This is a genomic window from Faecalibacterium sp. OM04-11BH (assembly GCF_003482185.1).
Lineage (GTDB): Bacteria > Bacillota > Clostridia > Oscillospirales > Ruminococcaceae > Faecalibacterium > Faecalibacterium tardum.
On sequence record NZ_QULS01000014.1, the window covers coordinates 40,143 to 61,746 of the forward strand.

Here is a 21,604-nt window from a genome sequence, read left to right on the forward strand (position 1 = left end):
TATGAAGCGTGTTGTCTTGCGTATCGGCTGCGGGGCGGTCTGCGCAGCCCTTGCCCTTACTTTAGGCTGCGGCTGCGCCCTGCTGCCGCCCGCCACCGGTGTGCCGGGCGCTGCAAGCTCTGCCGTTTCTGTGCCCACGGACGACAACGGCAAGCCCCTGTACGATCCTGCCGTGCTGAACGATGGCCGTCTGCGGGTATTGTACTGCTATGACCGCGCGGGGAGCAGCACCACCATCCTGTGCGGCAGCACCCCGCTGCATCAGGCTGCCCGCAGCGAGAACGTCTCGCTGGTGGAGGACAGTGCCACCGGCATCGCGGACTACTGGCTGCGCAGCTGGTCCGACCCCACCGGCCGGGGCGGACGCCGCACCGCCCTGTACGACAAGACCGGCACTGAGGTGATGTCCTTTGAGGGCGAGCAGAACGCTACCCTGCAAAACGGCCTGCTGGTGCTGCAGGAGAGCCGCCTTGTCGATGGCGGATACGTCCCGGAGTCCGGCTACGGCACCTGTCAGGTCATCGACCTTGCCACCGGCGCAGCGCTGCCGGTGCCGGAGGGCGCATACAGCTGCACCCTATGCGGCGATAAGCTGGTGTTCAGCTGCTACGCCCGCCCGGAAGGGCTGGACGATTACGACTGGGATATGGATTACCAACAGAACCGCTGGGTAGTTGTGCAGGAAAAGGACGGCACCCCCGTCTACCGCGCCGATGCCGCCTCGGCATACCGCCTTTTCTACGACAGCGATACCCTGAGCGACTGGGTGGAGCTGGACGTTGCCACCGGAGCCGAGACCACCGACCAGATTTTGTATAACACCCAGACCGGCGAGCAGTACACGGGCTTTTTGCAGGTCTACCCGGGCGGTCTTGCCAGCTTTTCCACCGGCGATGGCCGGTACGAACTGCGGGATATGACCACAGAGGACCGCGGACTGATTGCCGCCTTTGACGAGCAGCCCAGCCAATATTTCCCGGGCTATGTGGTAACATGGCACAGCGGCGAGGATCATGGCTACGAGCTCTATGATCTGGAAACCGGCACCAAGACCCCGCTGTACGATGTGAACGCCACCGACAACACCGTAGCCGTCTACGCGCTGGATGGCAGTCTGCGGGTGTACAGCACGGACAACGGAAAGCTGCTGACCGACACCACCGTAGAACCGGTGGAGCACCAGCAGCGGGTACGGATGAGCAACTACGGCAGCGGCTACGTCTGGCTGAAATTGCAGGACAACGACCGCTACGAGACCACCGCCACCCGGCTGTACGGCCCGCAGGGGCTTGTCAGCGACCTGACCGCCCTGCAGGGCAAATACAGTTACGTCAACTACCTGACCACCGACCCCGACGGCAGACCCATGTTCTACGGCAGCCGCAGCGCTGTGGGCAGCGCCTACGGCAACGTATGCGATGTGCTGGACGCAGACGGCAAGGTAGTATTACAGGGGCTTGCCAGCTGCGCCGGGTACTATTCTAACAGCCTGAACGCCCTGCCCGACCATGTGTTTGCTGCACAACGGGGCTTCTATGTGGGCTGGATGGACACAAGCGGCAACTGGCTGTACTGCCAGAGCATTTTCTCGTCTGCCACTGCGGACGATGAACCGAGTTACGGCTATTGAGTTAGGAGGGCTTTTTTATGAAAAACACTAAAATTTCCCGCCGCAGCTTTCTGCTGGGGCTGGCTGCCTGCTCCGCTGCCGGGGTACTGACCGCCTGCAAGGGCACGGATGCTCCCTCCGGCAGCACCGCTTCCTCTGTGGTAGAACAGCCCGCATCCTCTGCTGCTTCCTCTACTGTGCAGCAGGCAGCGCCGTTTTTGACCGTGGAGGAGTTTCCCCCGCTGGACGGCAGCACCGCCTGCATCCCCCTGATGGCGCAGATGCTGGCCGATACCACTGGCATGGACTTGGAGGAAGCCCGCAGCAGCATTACGGTGAGCACCACCGCCTACGCATGGGAGAACTTTGGTCTGTACGACACCACCACCCGGATGCTGGTGGTGTACGAAGCGCCGGACTATGTAAAGGAAGAGCTGCAGGAGGCCAATGTGGAGCTGGAGCAGAAGCCCATCGGGGTGGACGCGCTGGTGTTCATCGTCAACGAGGACAACCCCGTGCAGGCACTTACCCGGCAGCAGCTGCGGGACATCTACGCCGGGAAGATCACCAACTGGAAGGATGTGGGCGGCAAGGATCAGGAAATCGTTGCCTTCCAGCGCGGCGAGGACTCCGGCAGTCAGACCCTGTTCAAAAAACTGCTCATTCAGGGCGGCGAACTGATGACCCCGCCCTCTGAGCTGGCCCCTGCCGCCATGGGTGAGCTGGTGGACAGCATTGCTGATTATAACAATAGCGCCAACGCCATCGGTTTTTCCGTATATTACTACATCGACCAGATGTATTCCAAGCCCGGGCTGCGGCTGCTGGCGGTGGACGGTGTGACCCCCAGCAACGACACCCTTGCCGACGGCAGCTATCCCCTGTGCAACGATTTTTACGCCGTCATCCACCCGGATGCCGCTGCCGACAGCCCGGAGCGCCGCCTGTACGACTGGCTGGACACCGCCGACGGGCAGGACTGCATCAAAAAGTCCGGCTATGTGGCCGTCGGCCCGCAGACCACCGTCACCATCGTGGATTGAAATTGACAGCCCGCCCGCATTCTGCTACAATCTAACCAGAAGTTTGTCGAATCCTGTTTAGCAGAATGCCGAAAGGAAGGTCTTACTATGGAACATCCCTCTCACCCGGTAGAAAGCCACTGGCGTACCTCCCTGCGCAACCGCATTATTCAGGCTTCCAGTCTACTGGAAGTGCTGTTATCCGGGCTGGTGCTGATTGGTCTGCTGCTCAGCGTTGTGCCTCTGATCCGCTGGATGCCCGGCCTGCTGTTCGATGGCAACGAGGCAGAGATCCGCACCTTTCTGGAGCGCAGCTTGGACATTGTGATCGGCATTGAGTTCATCAAGATGCTGGCCAAGCACAGCCCCGGCAGCAGCCTTGAGGTGCTGCTTTACGCCATTGCCCGCCATCTGGTGGTGGGACACGATTCCGCCGTGGAGAACCTGCTCAGCGTGGGCGCCATCGCGCTGATCTTCATCGTGCGCAAGTTCTTCTTTGTCCCGGCCTTTGGCGCGCACCTGCCGGACGGTCATCCTGCGCCGGATCTTACCCCCGCCCAGAGCGGCATTCCCGCCGACTGGTTCCGTCGGCGGCATTCCGAAGCAAAGCCTGAGGAAGAGACCGAGACAAAGGAATAATCATACACAAAAAAACCACCCCGCAGTGGCCGGTAAACGGCTGCTGCGGGGTGGTTTTTATTTTTGTGTTATTTATCCTGTTTTTTGCCGTGACGACCGAAACGGTACTCCTTGCCCTCGCGGATGCGCTGGATGTTGGAGCGGTGCATGTAAATGACCATCGCGGCCATGATCACCGAGCCGATGGTGCACACGGTAAGGTCGGCGGCAGAGTAGCCCCGGAACACGCCGTACAGGATGGTGAGCACCGGATAGAGTGCTGCCATGGTCACGCTGCCCAGCGATACCATGCCGGTGGGCAGCAGGCAGGCCAGAAAGATGACCGCCAGAAAGGGGATCAGCACCGGCTGGATGGCCAGAATGGTGCCGCCCGCCACCAGCACGCCCTTGCCGCCCTTGAAGCCGAAATACAGGGGCTTCAAATGGCCGATAATGGCAAAGATAGCGGCAAGGTACACTGCCAGATAAGGCGAGAGCGTAGTGCTCTCCGGCATCAGGGTGAACAGCCAGCGGCCGATGCACACCGCCAGCACGCCCTTGAGCACATCACCGAAAGCGGTAAGCGCTGCCGCCTTTTTGCCGAAGGTGCGCAGCATATTGGTCATGCCCGCAGCGCCGCTGCCGTACTTGCGCACGTCATCGTGGTACAAAAACTTGCTGACGAGGATACCGGTGTCGATGCTGCCCAGCAGGTATGCCTGCACGGCGGACACCGCAGCGATGAGAACAGATTCCATCATCTGAGCCCTCCTGACGTGTTATACGTCCTTGGCACCCACCTCGCCGGAGCCGCGCTCCCGCACGACCAGACGGATGGGCGTATGCTCCAGACCAAAGTTTTCGCGGATCTGGTTGATGAGATACCGCTGATAGCTGAAGTGGAACAGGTGCTTTGCGTTGACGAAGGCCACGAACGTGGGGGGACGGGTAGAGGCCTGCGTCAAGTAGTAGATCTTCAGGCGGCGGCCCTTGTCGCTGGGGGGCTGCATCCGGGCGGTCGCGCGGGCCAGCATCTCGTTCAGCACGCCGGTGGGCACGCGGGCGCCGTTCTCGGCGTCCACATCCCGGATCAGCTGCATCAGTTTGTTCACGTTGTAGCCGGTCTGGGCAGAGATGAAGATGATGGGTGCGTAGCCCATAAAGCTGAAGCACTCGGCATAGCCGCGGCGCTGCAGCTCCATGGTGTTGGTCTCCTTGCCTTCCACGGCATCCCACTTGTTCACCACAATAATGCAGGCTTTGCCCTGCTCGTGGGCGTAGCCAGCCACCTTGCTGTCCTGCTCGGTAAAGCCGACGGTGGCATCCACAAGGATCAGTGCCACGCGGCTGCGCTCCACAGCGGCCAGTGCACGCACCACCATGTAGCGCTCCAGACCATCGCTGATGTTGCTGCGCTTGCGCAGACCGGCGGTATCGGTAAAGATGAACTTGCCGTAGGCGTTGTCCACCGGGGTGTCGATGGCATCACGGGTGGTGCCGGCCTCGTTGGCAACGATCATGCGGTTCTCGCCCAGAATGCGGTTGGTCAGGCTGGACTTGCCCACGTTGGGGCGACCGATGATGGCAACAGGGATACGATCCTCCTCCACCACGGTCTCGCTGAAGTCCAGATGGGCGCACACGGCATCCAGCAGGTCGCCTGTGCCGTGACCGTGCACGGAAGAAATGGGCATCACCTCGTCAAAGCCGAGGTTGTAGAACTCGTACAGCTCCATGGGAGCCTCGCCCACCTTGTCGCACTTGTTCACGGCCAGAATGATGGGCTTGTGGCTGCGGCGCAGCATGTGTGCCACGTCCTCGTCCGCTGCGGTCAGGCCGTTGCGCACGTCCGTGACCATGATGATGCAGTCGGCGGTGTCAATAGCGATCTGCGCCTGCTCGCGCATGTGAGCCAGAATGCCCTCGGTGGCCTTGGGCTCAATGCCGCCGGTATCCACCAGCAAAAACTCGTGGCCGTTCCACTCGCAGTTGGCAAAAATGCGGTCGCGGGTAATGCCCGGGGTATCCTCCACAATGGCAAGGCGCTGGCCGCACAGCTTATTGAACAGGGTGGATTTGCCCACGTTGGGGCGTCCCACCACTGCTACGATCGGTTTGCTCATGGGGTCTCCTCCTTTCTTAAAAGGGGTAAAATACAATAAAAATGGCGCTATCAGCTGCCGCTCTTTCTTCTGCGGGCAATGTGCAGGCCGCTGCGCAGCAAGGCGCGGGCTTCGTCCCCGCCTGCCGTGGGCAGCACCTCCACTTTTACGCCCAGCCGCTCCCCCAGCTGCTCTACCGTGATATCGTCAAGGAAGGTATCCTTTTCCTCCCGCAGCATCACAGCCGGGATGCCCAGCGTTTTTGTAGCAAGCTTGCCAGCGCACTGGGCGATGATGTCGGTAGCAGTGATCAGGCCGGTCACCCCCACATTGCCGCCGAAAAAGCGGTTCTGGATGATGTGGACGTGCACAGTGATCATAGGGTACTGCCGGTGCAGCTCCTCCATCATGCGGGTAATAAGGGGCGCTGCCATGGTGCCGGTGACCACGTCCAGTTCCTTGGTGCCATAGATGCGGTGGGGCTTGTCCAGCTCGGCCAGAAATTCTTCCTCGAACAGGCGCAGCATACCCACGCCGTTTTCCAGCTGGTCGTAGTCCTCGTAGAACTCCGCTGCGGGGATGGGGCGGCCTGCCTTGAGGTACCATTCATCGCTGGGGTAGATGATGCGCTTGCCGTGGCGGCGCTTGCATTCATCGCCAAATTCTTCCATAATGTCGATGACCTCGGCACTGGTCTTTGCATCGTAGGGCACCTGCGGGTACAGATTTTTGCGGTAATCCGTAATGCCGCAGGGCACGGCTGCAATGCTTTGCACCATGGGGGTCAGCTCCAGCAGGTCGGCAAGGGTGCGGCGCAGCTCGTTGCCGTCGTTCACGCCGCGGCAGAGCACCAGCTGGCAGTTGACGGCAATGCCGCCCTCCACCAGACGGGGCAGGTACTTGAGCACCTCGCCGCCGCGCTTATTGGCCAGCATCCGCACCCGCAGCTGAGGGTTGGTGGTGTGCACCGAGATGTTGATCGGCGAGATGTGCATCTTGATGATGCGGTCGATCTCGTGATCCTGCATATTGGTCATGGTGATGTAGTTGCCGAACAAAAAGCTCAGCCGTTCGTCATCATCCTTAAAATACAGGCTCTCGCGCATACCCGGGGGCAGCTGGTCGATGAAGCAGAACATGCAGTGGTTGGAGCAGGAATGCTTCGCATCGCCCAGATAGGTCTTGAACCCGCAGCCAAAGGGGCCGCGCTGCGGTCGCTGCACCTCCCACTCCCGGATGCCGTCCGCTACCCGGGCTTTCAGGTGGAAGCTGCTGCTGTCGGTATAAAAATCGTAATCCAGCGTGTCGTTCAGCTCGTTGTCGTCCACGCTCAGCAGCTCGTCACCGGGGGCAAGGCCAAGAGCCTCGGCCTCGCTGCCGGCATCCACCTGCTCGATCCGAATCGCCATCTGCATCCACCTCCTTGAAAGCACAAGAAGGGGAAGGCTTTGCGCCCTCCCCTTCTGTACATAACACCATTATGCCACCAATTACGCGCAAATTAGGCCTTCTTGATGACTTCCTCGCCCTTGTAGTAACCGCAGTTGCCACATGCCTGGTGGGGGAGCTTCAGAGAGCCGCAGTTGCTGCACTTCACCAGTGCGGGGGCCTCCAGCTTCCAAACATTGCTGCGACGCTTGTCGCGGCGGGCCTTGGAAAGATGTCTCTTAGGTACTGCCATATTTTTGCACCTCCTTGATGGGTTTATCTGTTCAGCAGTGATTTAAGGATCGCGAGCCTAGTGTCTACGGGGGCATCAGTCTGCTCTGCCGGTGGGCAGGTGCATTCCGCCTTTTTCTTACCGCACTGCGGGCAAAGCCCTGTGCAGTCGGGGCTGCAAAGCAGCACCGTGGGGATCTGGAACATAAACTCCTGATTGAGCCATTCGTCCACGTCCAAATGTCCTTTTTCATCCAGCGGAAGATCGAAATCCGGGTCATCCAGATCCCGCTCCTTGACGATCCACTCCGTATCGACTGTCTCTTCCCGGGTAACCGGGTCCAGACAGCGGGCGCACTCTCCGTGCACCGATGCCTTTGCCCGCAACGTTATCTGGACCTCGTCGCCATCGGTCTGCGCGTCAAAGACGGCTGTGACCGGCTGCGGGATCCTTGCACCGGCATAATCGTACGCAGATAAATCACACTGAAACTCTGCATGGTACGGTTTTACACCGGTCGCGATAAACTTTCTCAGGTCAAATTGCATAGTACACCTCTGAAAAGGCTGCTTTGTTAGTATAGCGCCAAAGCAACCCTTTGTCAACACCAAAACAGGCAGAAAACCGAAAAAATTTATTTTTCTCCGGTCTTCTGCCTGTTGGAAAAGCCTTTAGCCCTGTTCTTTTATCAAATTACAGGTACTTCTTCACATCATGGGGCAGTGCGGCCTCGTCTGCGCTGACGGTCACGGTGACCTTGACGCTGTCGCCGGCAATGGCTGCCATCTCGTCCAGCACAACGCCCAGACGGTTGATATCGTGATCCAGCACCTTCAGGATGCCGTCAATGTACAGGTCGGTGATGTCGTAGTTGCTTGCCATCAGGCCGGCCACAAAGCCGTACAGCATTTCGCCGCCGGAGATCTTGTACTCGTCCAGATCGATCAGACGTGCTGCAGGAGCGATGTCGTAGGTGAGCTTCATGCCCTTTTCCACGACGACCACGTTGCCTTTGGAGGTCTTGACCGCGTCGTTGATCTGGTCGATCATAGCCTTGGTCTTGCCGGAGCCCTTGGTACCAACAATCAGTTTAATCATAGTTCAGTCCTCCTGTATTTTCCACGCCTTGCGGCGGGAGATCATTTTTTACGTTCAGCTTTTACTTCAGCTTTGCTTCCAGCTCTGCGGTCAGGCCCTCGTAGCCGGGCTTGCCCAGCAGGGCGAACATGTTCTTCTTGTAGCTTTCCACACCGGGCTGGTTGAAGGGGTTCACGCTCAGCAGATAGCCGCTGCAGGCACAGGCACGCCAGAAGAAGTAGATCAGGTAGCCCACATTATAAGCAGACAGGTCGTCCACCTCAATCAGCACCTCGGGCACGCCGCCGTCGGTGTGTGCCAGAATGGTGCCTTCCATAGCCTTACGGTTGACCACGCTCATGTTCTGGTTTGCAAGGAAGTTCAGGCCGTCAAAATTGCCCTCCAGCGGGTCGATGAACAGATCCTGTGCGGGCTTCTTCACGTCCACGATGGTCTCGAACATGATGCGGGCACCTTCCTGAATGAACTGACCCATGGAGTGCAGGTCGGTAGAGAAGATGCAGCTTGCGGGGAACAGACCCTTGTTGTCCTTGCCCTCGCTCTCGCCGAACAGCTGCTTGTACCACTCGTTCATCAGGGTGAAGTCCGGCTCGTAGCACTCCAGGATCTCCACAGCCTTGCCCTTGCGGTACAGGATGTTGCGGATAGCGGCGTACTTGTAGGCGTCATTGTCGGGGCTCAGCACGGAGAAGCGCTCCATAGCGTCGGCAGCGCCCTGCATCAGAGCGTCGATGTCGATGCCGGCAGCGGCGATGGGCAGCAGACCCACGGCGCTCAGCACGGAGTAGCGACCGCCCACGTCATCGGGAACTACAAAGGTAGGCCAGCCCTGTGCGTCAGCCAGCTGCTTCAGGGTGCCCTTGGCACGGTCGGTAGTGGCGTAGATGCGCTTGTTGGCTTCCTCCACGCCCATCTCCTTTTCCAGCAGCTCGCGCAGCACACGGAAGGCCAGAGAGGTCTCGGTGGTGGTGCCGGACTTGGAGATGACGTTGATGGAGAAGCGCTTGCCCTTGCACAGGCTGATGATGTTGTTCAGGTAGGTGGGGCTGATGCTGTTGCCGCAGAAGTAGATCTTCAGACCATCCTCCAGCTCATTGTGGTACATGCCCTTAACGGCCTCCACAACAGCGCGTGCGCCCAGATAGCTGCCGCCGATACCGGCCACGACCAGAACATCGGAGTCCTCGCGGATCTTGGCAGCAGCTGCCTTGATGCGGGCGAACTCTTCCTTGTCGTAATCCCGGGGCAGGGTCATCCAGCCCAGAAAATCGCTGCCGGGGCCGTTCTTGGCTTCCAGCTGCTTGTGGGCGGCTTCTACCTGCGGGTAGATGGCTGCATATTCCTCTTCGCTGATGAAGCTGGAGAGGTGTTTCGTGTTCAGTGCGACACTCATTTTATTAAAACCTCCAAACGATCTGCCGGGCCTTTGCCCTGCGAGGAAATATCTTGGTATAAGTGTACCGTTCCCTCCGGGTAAAGTCAAGGTCAAATTCCTTAGATTTCATACAATTTTAATAGTGTTTTTTTGTTTCTTCATCCAGATTTGTTCAGGTATCCAACAGCCCCGCCGGGCGTCCGGCGCACTTTTGTGCGCTGAAGCGCCTTTTTCGGCACAGGGTCAGGCTGCTGTTCCCCGCAGACTGTCCCACAGCAGCTGCAACGCGGTGCCAAAATCCATGCACGGCGCATCGGCGGCGGCGCACACCGGGTACTCCCCCTGTACTGCTTCGCCGCACAGCAGCTGTGCCTTGCCCACCGTCTGCCCCCGGGTCACCGGGGCTTCCAGCGTGTCGGGCAATTCCAGCTGCACGGTCAGCTGTCCAGCGCTCTCGGCGGGCAGCAGAGCGGTGGCGGGCAGAGCAGCGTAATCCAGCGGAACAGTTTCCTCCGTGCTGCCCTTTACCTTTAATTGCAGTGGACGCTCCTCCGGCAGGGGCACCGGTGCGGCGCGGTAAGCCGCAAAGCCGTAGTCCAGCAGGGTGGTGGCGGCTTCGAACCGTTCCTTACTGGAAGGTGCACCCAGCACCACGGCGATGAGATTCAGCCCGTCCCGGGTGGCGCTGGCGGTAATGCACACGCCCGCTCCGCCGGTGGTGCCGGTCTTGAGCCCGGTGATGCCGTTGTAACGCCGCAGCAGCTTATTGGTGTTCACCAGCTGGGTCTGCCCGCCCCGCAGGGTGTCCGTCCAGATGCCGGTGTAGTGCAGCACCTCCGGGCAGGTGTTCAGGATGGTGCGGCTCATGATGGCCACATCCCGTGCGGTGGAAAGATGTCCCTCGGTGTCCAGCCCGCAGGCATTGCGGAAAGTGGTGTGCTCCATGCCCAGCTCTGCGGCGCGGGCGTTCATCTGCTGCACAAAGGCGGGCTCGCTGCCGCCCACCAGCTCGGCCACCGCCACCGCTGCGTCATTGGCCGAGGACACACAGATGGCCTTGAGCATCTCGTCCAGCGTGAACTGCTCCCCGGGCTCCAGCCAGATTTGGCTGCCGCCCATGTGGTAGGCGTGCTCGCTGACCGGCACGGCGGTGTCCATAGTCAGCCGCCCGGCGTGCACCGCCTCAAAGGTGAGCAGCAGGGTCATCACCTTGGTAATGGAGGCGATGGGCATGGTCTGGTCGGCGTTCATCTCGTAAAGCACCGTGCCGCTGGTCTGGTCGATGAGGATCGCCGCGCGGCAAGGCAGGGTAAGCTGCGGCGGGGTGACTGTCAGGGTCTGCACTGCCGGTTCCGCCTGCGTTTGCACCGCCGGTTGGATGCGCAGTCCCTTGCCCTGCGCCGTGCCGAAAGCCAGTGCAAACAACCAGAAGCAGACCACCCCCGCGCACAACAGCGCCAGATTTCTCCGTTCCATTCCGCATACCTCCCCGCGCAAACTCTCTTTTTGCAGTGTATGCCGCCGCCCGCGCCGGTATGCTGCTGGGCATTTTGTTCAGTTTTGGCGCATGAATTCTGTGTTTATATACAAAGTGTGAACACGTCCGTTGCAAAACACTTTATTTTGCTGTATGCTATGCTTAACAGGAGATCTCCTGTGCTTTGGATGTATTGATTTTATTTTGGAGGGATTTTTATGAGCACGATTTCTCGCCGTTCTTTCCTGAAACTGGCTGGCGCTACTGCGGTTGCCACCGCCGGTGCTTCTATGCTGACTGGCTGCTCCTGGTTTGATAATATTGAGCTGGTGATCATGGGCAGCGTTGATGATGGCAAAACCTATAACGAGGTTTTCCACGAGACTCTGCCTCGCATTGCAGTCAACTTTGTAAAGGGCAACATCAATCTGGCTCTGGATCTGGTCAAGAAACATGGTCCCGAGGAGTACCGCGGTGCCGATGTGTCTGTTGACAGCAGCTACCCGAACTCTCTCACCTTTATTAAAGACGAAAAGACCGGCAAGGAGAGTCTGATCATCGCGGTCAAGCTTGCCATGGTCGAGGTCGATTACGAAGTATTGGTTAACGGCAAGAGCGTCAGCTCCGGCAAGCAGAAGTTCCCCAAGGGCGTGACGAAGATTCCCGAAGAGGATGCACTGGAGCTGGCCAACAGTAAGCTGAACTACCCGCCGTACAATCAAGTTAAGCTTGAGATTGATAAGGCTTATACCGACAACCTGACCGTCGTAAATGGCAAGGTTACCATTGCGCTGCTTGCCCTCAAGGGCTGATATTCTGGTTTTCCCGGGGATGGACATTTGTCCATCCCTTTTTTGCTGCCGTTTTTCCACCCGCTGCCGCCGGGCGGTGCAATTCCGGTCTTGCGTGCTGCCGTTGTTTTGTTATATAATGAAGAGTAGACCCTATTTTATCCCATTTTGTGGAAAGGAACCCCTCTCATGCGAGTTTGTTTTTATACCTTGGGCTGCAAGGTCAACCTGAACGAGACCGGCGCGCTGGAACAGCTGTTCCGCGCCCACGGCTTTACCATTGCGCAGGAAGGCGAAGCAGCGGACGTGTTCATTGTGAACAGCTGCACCGTGACCAACTTCGGCGACCAGAAAAGCCGCAAGTGGCTGCGCCGCAAAAAGCGCGAGAATCCGGGTGCGGTGACGGTGCTGACCGGCTGCTACCCGCAGGCTTTCCCGGAGGAGGCCGCACAGTTCATGGAAGCCGACCTTGTGTGCGGCAACGGCGACCGCAAGGCCATTCTGGAGAACGTACAAAAACTGCTGGACGGCCACGAGCGCATTGTGGCCATCGCCCCGCACCAGCGCGGCGAGCAGTTCGAGGAGCTGCCGGTGGAGCGGTTCGAGACCCACACCCGCGCCTTTATCAAGGTAGAGGACGGCTGCAACCGGCAGTGCGCCTACTGCGTCATCCCCCGCGCCCGCGGGCCGGTGCGCAGCCGTGCCGAGGAGAGCATTCTGGCCGAGCTGCACCAGCTGGCCGCTGCAGGCTACCGCGAGGTGGTGCTCAGCGCCATCTCCCTGCCCAGCTACGGGCTGGACACTGGCACGAACCTTGTGGAGCTGGTGGAAAAGTGCGCACAGGTGCCGGGCATCGAGCGCATCCGTCTGGGCAGTCTTGACCCCGATATGCTCACCCCGGCGTTCATCTCTCGCTTGGCAGCGGTGGACAAGCTTTGCCCCCAGTTCCACCTGAGTTTGCAGAGCGGCTGCACCGCCACCTTGCGCCGGATGCGCCGGGTGTACACCGCGCAGGAGTACGCACAGGTGGTGGAGCAGATCCGCGCCGCCTACGGCAGCCGCCCGGTCAGCTTTACCACCGACTGCATCTGCGGCTTCCCCGGCGAGACGGCAGACGACTTTGAGGAAAGCTGCGAATTTCTGAAAAAGATCGGTTTCCTCAAAGTGCATGTGTTCCCCTACTCCCGCCGCAGCGGCACCCCGGCTTATGATTTCCCGGATCAGATCCACGAGCGGGAAAAGCAGGAGCGCAGCCGCCGCATGAACGCCGCAGCCGAGCAGGTGCGCTGCGAGACGCTGGCCGCCTTTGAGGGCACCGAGGACGAGGTGCTGCTGGAGACTCCCCTGTCCGGCACGCTGTTTACCGGCTACACCCGGCTGTACATCCCGGTGGTGGTCTCTGCCCCCGGGTGCGAGAGCGGGCAGATCGTGCGGGTAAAACTTGGCCGCTACGACGGCGAGCGGGTGCGTGCAGCACTTTGCTGAAATTTTTTCATTTTACTTATACATTCTGTGCATCCGAATGAATACAATAAATTTTTAACAAATTTTGTGTTTTGCCCTTTTCATACGCACGTCTTTATGTTAAAATGAAGATGGATTTATCGGGTCCGGCGTGCTGTAAGCAACCAGCACGGTACCATCCGCGCCCGTATAGCGCCGTTTTTATGTTCTGCACGCAGGGCAGACGGCTCCGTTTTTTGGCTGTTTCTGAGCAAGGAGAGATTGGAATGAGTTTCAGAGGAATCAATACTACGGTCATCCAGATCCGCCGTCAGGTGTTTACCGAGGTCGCCCGCATGGCTTACACCAACGTCAAGGGCGAGCAGGCCAACCACCTGATGCGCAAGATCCCCTATACCATCATCCCCGGTGAGGAGGGCAAGCTGCGCAAGGATATCTTCCTGGAGCGCGCCATCGTCGAGGAGCGCGTGCGTCTGGCTATGGGTCTGCCCACCCGCCGCATGGACGAGCACAACAGCGTGGTCTCCGGTCTGGAGGATGCTTCCATCGCCGATAAGTACTATGATCCCCCGCTGGTCAACGTGATCAAGTTTGCCTGCAACCGCTGCCCCGAAAAACTGGTCAAGGTGTCTGACCTGTGTCAGGGCTGCCTTGCACACCCCTGTATGGAAGTGTGCCCCAAGAAGGCCATCACTTGGGAGAGCGGCCGCTCCACCATCGATCAGGACAAGTGCATCAAGTGCGGCCGCTGCGTCACCGTCTGCCCCTACAATGCCATCGTCAAGACCGAGCGCCCCTGCGCCGCTGCCTGCGGCATGGGCGCTATCCACTCTGACGAGCTGGGCCGTGCCGAGATCGATTACAGCAAGTGCGTATCCTGCGGTCAGTGTCTGGTGAACTGCCCCTTCGGCGCCATTGCCGACAAGGGCCAGATCTATCAGCTGATCCAGGGCTTCAACCGCGGCGACCGCATCTATGCGCTGGTCGCTCCCGCCTTTATCAACCAGTTCCCCTCTCTGGCTTCCACCGGCAAGCTGAAGGCTGCCTTGAAGGCCATCGGCTTCTGCGATGTGGTGGAAGTTGCCATCGGTGCCGACCTGTGCACCGTGGACGAGGCACACGACTTCCTTGAGGAAGTACCCGAGAAGCTGGACTTTATGGCTACCTCCTGCTGCCCGGCATGGAGCATGATGGCAAAGACTGCCTTCCCCGGCCTCGCCAAGAACATCTCCATGACCATGACCCCCATGGTGTTCACCGCCCGCATGATGAAGCAGGCCGACCCCGAGGCCCGTATGTGCTTCATCGGACCGTGCGCCGCCAAGAAGCTGGAGGCCTCCCGCCGCACTGTCCGCTCTGACGTTGACTTCGTGCTGACCTTTGAGGAGCTGGCCGGCATCATCGAGGCAAAGGATCTGGATCTGGACAGTTTGGAAGTGGATCCCGCCGAGATGGATCTGTGCTACGCTTCTGCTGCAGGCCGCGGCTTTGCACAGTCCGGCGGCGTTGCCAAGGCCGTTGCCGACAAGATCAAGGAATGGCGTCCCGACATGGAGGTGAAGATTGCCTCCGCACAGGGTCTGGCCGACTGCAAGAAGCTGCTGATGCTGGCCAAGGCCGGCAAGTACAACGGCTACCTGCTGGAAGGCATGGGCTGCCCCGGCGGCTGCATCGGCGGTGCCGGTACCATTGCCGACCCCGTACGCACCGCAGCTGTGCTGAACAAGTATGTGAAGGATGCCGAGTTCACCGACCCCGAGCAGAGCGCCTTTATGTCCAACATCCACATGCTGAAGGACGACCCCAACTTTGAGGTCTGAGCCGCTATAACGTAACCATCCAAAAGGACGCTGCATCGTCGCAGCGTCCTTTTTATCATACTTTCTACATTTTGTGTTGGATTCGAAACATTTTTGTGAAAGACTGCCAAGGTGCATTGACAAGGCCGTCCGGTCATGTTATGTTAGCATTGACAAATCAGTACCTTATGGGGCATCATATACTCTGTTTCGTCATGCCGCAATTGCGGCAGAAAGGATAAAACATGACTACTGCCTTAAAACGTACCGGCGCTGCCCTGCTGACACTGCTGATGTTCTGTGTGCTCACCTTGGGTGCTTCTGCCGCCGCTAACACTCCCGTGGGGGTCAAATTCTGGAAGGAAAAGTCCGATAAGGAATCCATGGCCAACTCCGGCATTGATTCCGACCGCGAAGCCTCCCTTACCCGCCAGTCCAACGGCACCTATACCCTGACGCTGCCCGTCAAGCAGGTGACCAAGCTTAATGTGACCGGCTACCTGACCGGCCTGACCATCGGCGATGTGACCTACACCGGCACCCTGACCGGCGAGATTGAAAAGGGCAACGGCATCCTGACCATCAAAAACCTGCCCGCCTCGGTGCTGACCGGCAGCGATGTGAACAAGTCGCTGACCGTGACCTGCAACATCCAGATGGATCTGAGCCTGCTGGGCGAGATCAACACTACCGCCCGGATGTGCATCTGGGCAAAATAAGACGCACGATAAAAAGCGCCGTTCCATCCGGGACGGCGCTTTTTGCTGTTCAGCAGTCGATGTGCTTTTCCACAAAGTCGGTGGCCATCTTATCCAGCTGCATCACCGCGTTTTCCGCACCCTTCATCACCTTGCGCACGTTGCGGCGCATCTGGCGCTTGCTCTGAGTGGCCATCATGGCACCGGCAGCCCCGAGGGCTGCACCGGCGGCCATGCCCACCACCATGCCTGCGGCGGAATTTTCTCGCTGTTTCATCCTGAATTTCTCCTTTCAGCCTGTCATGACAGGGCTTGCAGTGCTATTATTTCCGTAAAAGAATCTGGTATACGCTTTTTTTATGCTGCAATTTGTGGTATACTGTTGCATGATGCTTTTTATAAGCCGCTGCGTGCGGCTTTTCAGCAAGGAGGTTTTCCTATTTGCAAAAACCCATTGAACCCAAAAAGATCCTTTGCATCCACGATTTGTCCGGCGTAGGCCGGTGCAGCCTTGCGGTGATCCTGCCTGTACTGTCGGTCATGGGCTTCCAGCCGGTGGCACTGCCCACGGTGGTGCTTTCCACTCACACCGGCGGCCTTGGCACCCCCGCCCGGATGGACGGCAGTGCCTACGGCATGGCCGCACTGGAGCACTATCAGGAGCTGGAGCTGCAATTTGATTGTATCTATACCGGCTATCTGGGCGGCGAAGCACAGGTAGCGCTGGCTGAAAAAGCCTTTGCCCTGTGGCCTGCCGCCTACAAGGTGGTGGACCCTGTGATGGGCGATAACGGCAAGGCCTACTCCACCGTCACCCCGGCACTGGTCGAGCGCATCCGCAGCCTGTGCCGCGCGGCAGACCTGATCTTGCCCAACTACACCGAGGCGCAGCTGCTTTTGCAGCAGCAGCCCGTCACCGAGCAGCTGGACGATGCCGCTGCGCAGACTCTGGCAGATGCGTTGCAGCCGCTGGCCCCCAACGCGGTGGTCACCGGCCTGCCGCTGGGCAAGTACATCGGCTGTGCCGGTACCGGCGCAGACCGCTTCGTCATCAAAAAGCTGCACATCAGCCGCAGCTTCCCCGGCACGGGGGATCTGTACGGCGCTGTGCTCATCGGCTCGCTGCTGCAGGGCAACGCCCTGAGCGCTGCTGCCGATAATGCAGCGGAATTTGTTTCGCTGGCCATTCAGGGCACACCCTGCACACAGGACACCCGCTTCGGCGTGTGGTTCGAGCCACTGCTGCCCCGCCTGTGCCCCCTGCGGGAGGAACCGGAGGGCATCTTATGATGAACAAACCAACTTTGAATATCGTTCTGGTGGAGCCCCGCATCCCCCAGAACACCGGCAACGTGGCGCGCACCTGTGCTTGCACCGCCTGCCGTCTGCATCTGGTGGGGCCTATGGGCTTTGCCATTGACGACAAAAAGCTCAAACACGCCGGGCTGGACTACTGGCATTATCTGGACATTACCTATTACGATGGCCTTGCGGACTTTTTTGCCCGCAACAACGGCCCCTACTACTACTTTACCACCAAGGCACCCCAGCGCTACACCGATGTACAGTACCCGGACGGGGCATATCTGGTATTTGGCCGCGAGGATGCTGGTCTGCCGGAGGCGCTGCTTGCGGAAAATCAGGAGCACTGCATCCGCATGCCCATGCGGGACACCTGCCGCAGCCTGAATCTTTCCAACAGCGTGGCGGTGGGCGTGTACGAGGTGCTGCGGCAGTGGGATTTTCCGGAGCTGCTGGACCACGGCCACTTACGAGATTATGAATGGAAATGAGGGACACTATGAGCAAGATTGCAATTCTGACCGATTCCTCCTGCGATATCCCGCAGGAGATGGCCGAAAAGTACGGCATTGATATCATGAGCTTCCACATCCTGCTGGATGATGTGGACTACGTTGAGCGTGTGGACTGCACCAACACCGAATTCTACGATAAGATGCGCGCGGCAAAGGGTGTGCCCTCTACCGCCGCCATTACGCCCATCCAGTTCTGTGAAAAATACTGCCAGTATGTGGACGAGGGCTACACGGATGTCATCCATGTGCCCATCAACAAGTCCGGCTCCTCCACCTACAACAACGCCCTGATGGCACAGGGAATGCTGCGGGAGGAGCGCCCGGAGCATCATCTGAACATCCATCTGCTGGACCCTCATACCTACTCTATGGTGTTCGGCTGGTATCTGTGCGAGATGGCACGCAAGCTGCAGAACGGCGCAGAGATCCGCCACGTCATCCACGAGTTTGAGCGGCAGATGAACTGCATGGAGGTCGTGCTGGGGCCTTACAGCCTGAGGCAGATGAAAAAGAGCGGTCGCATCTCCGCCGCCGCAGCCGTCATGGGCGAGCTGATGGGCATCCGTCCCATCATTACCCTGATCGATGGCAAGACCAAGGTGGAAGCTAAGGTGCGCGGCGATGAAAAAGTCGTGCCCGCCATGGTGGATCTGTGCCAGAAGCGCGCTGGGGATGTGGAGGATTTTGAGTATATGATCGGCCACACCAATATCCCGCAGGCCGCAGATCTGGAAAAGGCCTGCCGCAAGGCCTTTGGCAAGCCGCCGCTGGCCGTGTTTGAGCTGGGCGGCGTGGTCTCTGCCAACACCGGCCCCGACACCGTAGCACTGACATATACCGGCCACCCCAGAGGTTAAAACCATTTGGAATGGCCGCCGCTGCGCTTTGGCCATATTCAGCGGAATCATTATTTGAAATTTCGGAATACCGGAGCGTCTGCGGACGCTCCGGTATTCCATTTTTACATGAATACGCCCAGAGCAGCGCGGCGGGCAAGTTTCAATCGTCCTCTTCCCATTGCATTCCGTCCTATTTTGTGATATACTCCCTACTGCTGTGCTTTTTTTGTACAGTATCCTCAAAGAGCAACTTAGGATTTTAGGCTCCCCGGCACCACTCGAGCGGTGCCGGGCAAAACCCACAGGAGCTGGCGGTTCCTGTGCGGTCAAAATCAAACCGCTGGAGTATTATCATGAATCAGAATTCTTCCGTCCGTAAACTGGTACACTGCGGCATGGTGGCTGCCATCTATGTGGTGCTGTGTCTGGCATCGCAGCCCCTTTCCTATGGTGCTGTGCAGGTGCGCGTGGCCGAGGCTCTGTGCCTGCTGCCCGTGTTCGGTGCCGAGTATATCGTGGGTGTTGTGCTGGGCTGCTTCCTGGCAAACCTGCTGGGCTCCACCATCGTGGATGTGATCTTTGGCACACTGGCTACCCTGCTGGCCTGCCTGGTCACCTACAAGCTGCGCAACGTGCGCTTCAAGGGTCTGGCCATTGCCGCCAGCCTGCCCCCGGTGCTGTTCAACGCGGTGATCATCGGCATTGAAATCGCCGTCATGTTCCCGGATCCCACGTCCAGCGCACCCATCTGGCTGGCCTGCATCACCAACGGCATCTCGGTTGGCATCGGCGAGCTGATCAGCTGCACCGTGCTGGGCGTTGTGCTGGTAAAGCTGATCGAGAGCAACGCCGCGCTGCGCAAGGTGTTTGTGACGGAATAACACAAGGAGGTTTCCATGCAGCCAAACGGTATGATCTTCTGGGACTGGAACGGCACCCTGATGGACGATGTGGACTTTACCCACAGCTGCCTGAACTGGATGCTGGAGACCCATGGCTACCCCCAGCGGTACGACCTGGCTGCCTACCGGGAGCTGTTCGGTTTTCCCATCGAGGACTACTACCGCTGCGCCGGGTTCGACTTTGTGCGGCACCCCTACCCGGAGCTTGCCGCCTGCTTTATGGAGCACTACAACGCCGGTGTGCCCGGCTGCGCTGTAACGGCACACGCCGTTGACACCCTGCAAACGCTGGCCCGCATGGGCTGGCAGCAGGCTGTGCTTTCTGCCTCCCGCCGTGATTACCTGATCGAGCAGGTATCCGCCCGGGGTCTGCAAGGCTTTTTTACCGAGTTGCTCGGCCTTGCGGACATTTACGGCGTAAGCAAGGTACAGCTTGGCACCGACTATCTGCGCCGCACCGGCATCGACCCGGCGGCCTGTGTGATGGTCGGCGACACCGACCACGACGCCGCGGTGGCTGCTGCCATTGGTGCGACTTGTGTGCTGTACACCGGCGGGCATCAGTCCCGCGCCCGGCTGGAAAAGGCCAGTCCCTATGTCATCGATGACCTCGCCCGGCTGCCCGCATTGCTGGAAACGATATAATATTAGTGGCTCAGAAACGCCTGTCGGTGTTTCCGAGCCACTTTTTTACAGCCTGTTCGCGCAAAAGCAAAAAAAGACCAGTACACAAATGTGTACTGGTCTTTTTGGTCGGAGCAGCGGGATTTGAACCCACGGCCTCCTCGTCCCGAACGAGGCGCGCTACCAACTGCGCTATGCCCCGAAAATACCGCAGCTTATTCGGCTGCGGTAACTGGTTGGGGATGAGAGAATCGAACTCCCACAAGTAGAGTCAGAGTCTACCGCACTACCACTATGCAAATCCCCAATATTCGGTTTTATCAGCCGCGCCGTGCGTCGCTGACAAGGGATATTATACACGCCAGAGGGCTGCTTGTCAACCATTTTTTCAGTTTTTCTGCAAAAGTTTTTGCAGCAGCTTTCTGTTGCACACAGGCTTGTAAATTTTTGGTTTTTCTCTTGACAGCACTCCCCTTTCGGAATACTCTAATACTATAAAGAGGTAGGATCCCGGTCAGCCCGGCACCCTTTGCCGGACCGTTCGGCTTTGCCTGAATGATAATGAAAGAGGGTATTTGAATGAAAAAACGTGTTGGTATCCTGACTTCCGGCGGCGATTGTCCGGGCCTGAACGCTACCATCCGCGGCGTTGCAAAAGCACTGTACGCCCGCATGGGGGATAACGTGGAGATCGTGGGCATCGCAAACGGTTACAGCGGTCTGATCAACGGCGACTACCGGGAGATGAACGAGGACGACTTCCGCGGTATCCTGACCTTAGGCGGCACCATTCTGGGCACCAAGCGCACCCCCTTCAAGCTGATGCGTGTGGTGGAGGACGACAACATTGATAAGGTCGCCGCCATGAAAAAGACCTACAAGGCGGCAAAGCTGGACTGCCTGCTGTGTCTGGGCGGCAACGGCACCCACAAGACCGCTAACCTGCTTTCGCAGGAAGGGCTGAACATCATCGGCCTGCCCAAGACCATTGACAACGATATCTACGGCACCGACGTGACCTTCGGCTTCCATACCGCCGTGGATATCGCCACGGACGTCATCGACCGCATCCACACCACCGCCGGCAGCCACAGCCGCGTGATGTGCATCGAGATCATGGGCAACAAGGCGGGCTGGCTTACCCTGTACTCCGGCATTGCCGGCGGTGCGGACATCATCCTGCTGCCTGAGCTGCCCTACGATATCGACCGCGTATGCGAGGCTGTGGAGCGCCGCGCCAAGAAGGGTTCCAACTTCTCCATCCTTGCCGTGGCCGAGGGTGCCATTAACACCGAGGAAGCCCGCATGAAGCGCAAGGACTGGATGGCCAAGCGTGCCGAGGCCGGTCTTGGCACCACCGCCACCAACCGCATTGCACAGGCCGTGCAGAAAAAGACCGGCATGGAGACCCGTGTGTGCATCCCGGGTCATATGCAGCGCGGCGGCAGCCCCAGCGCCTACGACCGTGTGCTGGCCACCCAATTCGGCAGCTACGCTGCACAGCTGGTGGAGGTGGAGCGCTACGGCGTGACCGTAGCCATGGTGAACCGCCGGGTGACCGAGAACCGTCTGGCAGACATTGCCGGTAAGACCCGCAATGTGCCCGAAAACTGCGAGCTGCTGAGCGTGGCCCGCCGCATGGGCGTCTGTCTGGGCTGAGTTTTTTATCGATCTGTTCAGGACACCGGAGCAGCATAGTTGCCCCTGTG

22 protein-coding genes, 2 tRNA genes and 1 riboswitch are annotated in these 21,604 nt (G+C 59.0%); of the genes, 13 read left to right on the forward strand and 11 right to left on the reverse strand.

Annotated elements, in window-relative coordinates; translation table 11 throughout:
• Position 1 precedes the first annotated feature (1 nt).
• From DXB44_RS11510 to DXB44_RS11520, 3 genes are all read left to right on the forward strand, one after another.
• Positions 2-1,630 carry a DUF5046 domain-containing protein gene (locus DXB44_RS11510; protein WP_118658818.1) on the forward strand — a complete coding sequence of 543 codons (1,629 nt, stop codon included), beginning with the start codon at positions 2-4 and terminating at the stop codon, positions 1,628-1,630.
• A gap of 17 nt (positions 1,631-1,647) precedes the next feature.
• Positions 1,648-2,652, forward strand: a complete 1,005-nt coding sequence (locus DXB44_RS11515; RefSeq protein WP_118658819.1) for a substrate-binding domain-containing protein — start codon at positions 1,648-1,650, stop codon at positions 2,650-2,652.
• An 87-nt stretch (positions 2,653-2,739) separates the two neighbouring features.
• A complete protein-coding gene (locus DXB44_RS11520; RefSeq protein ID WP_005920240.1) occupies positions 2,740-3,270 on the forward strand; it encodes a hypothetical protein in 531 nt (176 codons plus the stop codon).
• Between the two features lie 68 nt (positions 3,271-3,338).
• Here DXB44_RS11520 and plsY read toward each other — a convergent pair whose 3' ends face one another.
• From plsY to DXB44_RS11560, 8 genes are all read right to left on the reverse strand, one after another.
• Positions 3,339-4,010: a glycerol-3-phosphate 1-O-acyltransferase PlsY gene (gene plsY / locus DXB44_RS11525; protein WP_118658820.1), complete on the reverse strand. Its 672-nt coding sequence runs from the start codon at positions 4,008-4,010 to the stop codon at positions 3,339-3,341.
• Positions 4,011-4,028: 18 nt separating this feature from the next.
• Entirely contained in the window at positions 4,029-5,372 is a 1,344-nt protein-coding gene (gene der, locus DXB44_RS11530; RefSeq protein ID WP_005920245.1) for a ribosome biogenesis GTPase Der, read from the reverse strand.
• Between the two features lie 50 nt (positions 5,373-5,422).
• Entirely contained in the window at positions 5,423-6,760 is a 1,338-nt protein-coding gene (locus tag DXB44_RS11535) for a DUF512 domain-containing protein (protein ID WP_118658821.1), read from the reverse strand.
• A 92-nt stretch (positions 6,761-6,852) separates the two neighbouring features.
• Positions 6,853-7,032, reverse strand: a complete 180-nt coding sequence (rpmF, locus tag DXB44_RS11540) for a 50S ribosomal protein L32 (protein ID WP_005920250.1) — start codon at positions 7,030-7,032, stop codon at positions 6,853-6,855.
• Positions 7,033-7,055: 23 nt separating this feature from the next.
• Entirely contained in the window at positions 7,056-7,559 is a 504-nt protein-coding gene (locus DXB44_RS11545; protein WP_118658822.1) for a YceD family protein, read from the reverse strand.
• 145 nt (positions 7,560-7,704) lie between these two features.
• On the reverse strand, positions 7,705-8,109 hold the full coding sequence (locus tag DXB44_RS11550) for a hypothetical protein (RefSeq protein WP_005944262.1): 405 nt from the start codon (positions 8,107-8,109) through the stop codon (positions 7,705-7,707).
• 61 nt (positions 8,110-8,170) lie between these two features.
• A complete protein-coding gene (locus DXB44_RS11555) occupies positions 8,171-9,502 on the reverse strand; it encodes a glucose-6-phosphate isomerase (protein WP_005920256.1) in 1,332 nt (443 codons plus the stop codon).
• A 225-nt stretch (positions 9,503-9,727) separates the two neighbouring features.
• Positions 9,728-10,960 (reverse strand): D-alanyl-D-alanine carboxypeptidase family protein, encoded by a 1,233-nt coding sequence (locus tag DXB44_RS11560; protein WP_118658823.1) that lies wholly within the window; start codon positions 10,958-10,960, stop codon positions 9,728-9,730.
• Between the two features lie 219 nt (positions 10,961-11,179).
• On the opposite strand from DXB44_RS11560, the gene DXB44_RS11565 reads away from it, so the two are divergent.
• From DXB44_RS11565 to DXB44_RS11580, 4 genes are all read left to right on the forward strand, one after another.
• The gene (locus tag DXB44_RS11565) at positions 11,180-11,773 is read left to right on the forward strand and encodes a twin-arginine translocation signal domain-containing protein (protein ID WP_118658824.1); all 594 of its coding nucleotides are present in this window, start codon (positions 11,180-11,182) and stop codon (positions 11,771-11,773) included.
• A gap of 168 nt (positions 11,774-11,941) precedes the next feature.
• Positions 11,942-13,237 (forward strand): tRNA (N(6)-L-threonylcarbamoyladenosine(37)-C(2))-methylthiotransferase MtaB, encoded by a 1,296-nt coding sequence (gene mtaB / locus DXB44_RS11570; protein ID WP_118658825.1) that lies wholly within the window; start codon positions 11,942-11,944, stop codon positions 13,235-13,237.
• A 245-nt stretch (positions 13,238-13,482) separates the two neighbouring features.
• Complete coding sequence (locus DXB44_RS11575; RefSeq protein WP_118658826.1) at positions 13,483-15,036, forward strand: 4Fe-4S dicluster domain-containing protein; 1,554 nt, start codon at positions 13,483-13,485, stop codon at positions 15,034-15,036.
• 224 nt (positions 15,037-15,260) lie between these two features.
• Positions 15,261-15,734, forward strand: coding sequence for a hypothetical protein (locus DXB44_RS11580; RefSeq protein ID WP_055186509.1), 474 nt, complete (start codon positions 15,261-15,263; stop codon positions 15,732-15,734).
• A 49-nt stretch (positions 15,735-15,783) separates the two neighbouring features.
• Here DXB44_RS11580 and DXB44_RS11585 read toward each other — a convergent pair whose 3' ends face one another.
• Positions 15,784-15,990, reverse strand: a complete 207-nt coding sequence (locus DXB44_RS11585; RefSeq protein ID WP_097779496.1) for a hypothetical protein — start codon at positions 15,988-15,990, stop codon at positions 15,784-15,786.
• 164 nt (positions 15,991-16,154) lie between these two features.
• Here DXB44_RS11585 and DXB44_RS11590 point away from each other — a divergent pair, with 164 nt between their 5' ends.
• The 5 genes from DXB44_RS11590 to DXB44_RS11610 all read left to right on the forward strand — a co-directional run bounded on the left by DXB44_RS11590 (position 16,155) and on the right by DXB44_RS11610 (position 19,916).
• On the forward strand, positions 16,155-17,003 hold the full coding sequence (locus DXB44_RS11590) for a bifunctional hydroxymethylpyrimidine kinase/phosphomethylpyrimidine kinase (protein WP_118658827.1): 849 nt from the start codon (positions 16,155-16,157) through the stop codon (positions 17,001-17,003).
• The gene (locus DXB44_RS11595; protein ID WP_097779495.1) at positions 17,000-17,506 is read left to right on the forward strand and encodes a tRNA (cytidine(34)-2'-O)-methyltransferase; all 507 of its coding nucleotides are present in this window, start codon (positions 17,000-17,002) and stop codon (positions 17,504-17,506) included. Before DXB44_RS11590 ends, DXB44_RS11595 begins: the two co-directional genes overlap by 4 nt.
• Before the next feature lie 8 nt (positions 17,507-17,514).
• Positions 17,515-18,387: a DegV family protein gene (locus DXB44_RS11600; RefSeq protein WP_015536908.1), complete on the forward strand. Its 873-nt coding sequence runs from the start codon at positions 17,515-17,517 to the stop codon at positions 18,385-18,387.
• Between the two features lie 226 nt (positions 18,388-18,613).
• Positions 18,614-18,715, forward strand: a riboswitch (PreQ1-III riboswitch).
• 7 nt (positions 18,716-18,722) lie between these two features.
• Complete coding sequence (locus DXB44_RS11605; RefSeq protein ID WP_118658829.1) at positions 18,723-19,250, forward strand: QueT transporter family protein; 528 nt, start codon at positions 18,723-18,725, stop codon at positions 19,248-19,250.
• 15 nt (positions 19,251-19,265) lie between these two features.
• Positions 19,266-19,916 (forward strand): HAD hydrolase-like protein, encoded by a 651-nt coding sequence (locus tag DXB44_RS11610; protein WP_118658830.1) that lies wholly within the window; start codon positions 19,266-19,268, stop codon positions 19,914-19,916.
• 105 nt (positions 19,917-20,021) lie between these two features.
• Here the strand turns inward: DXB44_RS11610 and DXB44_RS11615 are convergent.
• A tRNA-Pro gene (locus tag DXB44_RS11615) sits at positions 20,022-20,097 on the reverse strand.
• A gap of 31 nt (positions 20,098-20,128) precedes the next feature.
• Positions 20,129-20,202: transfer RNA gene (locus DXB44_RS11620), tRNA-Gln, on the reverse strand.
• 272 nt (positions 20,203-20,474) lie between these two features.
• On the opposite strand from DXB44_RS11620, the gene DXB44_RS11625 reads away from it, so the two are divergent.
• On the forward strand, positions 20,475-21,554 hold the full coding sequence (locus tag DXB44_RS11625) for a 6-phosphofructokinase (RefSeq protein WP_005924931.1): 1,080 nt from the start codon (positions 20,475-20,477) through the stop codon (positions 21,552-21,554).
• The last annotated feature ends 50 nt before the right edge of the window (positions 21,555-21,604 follow it).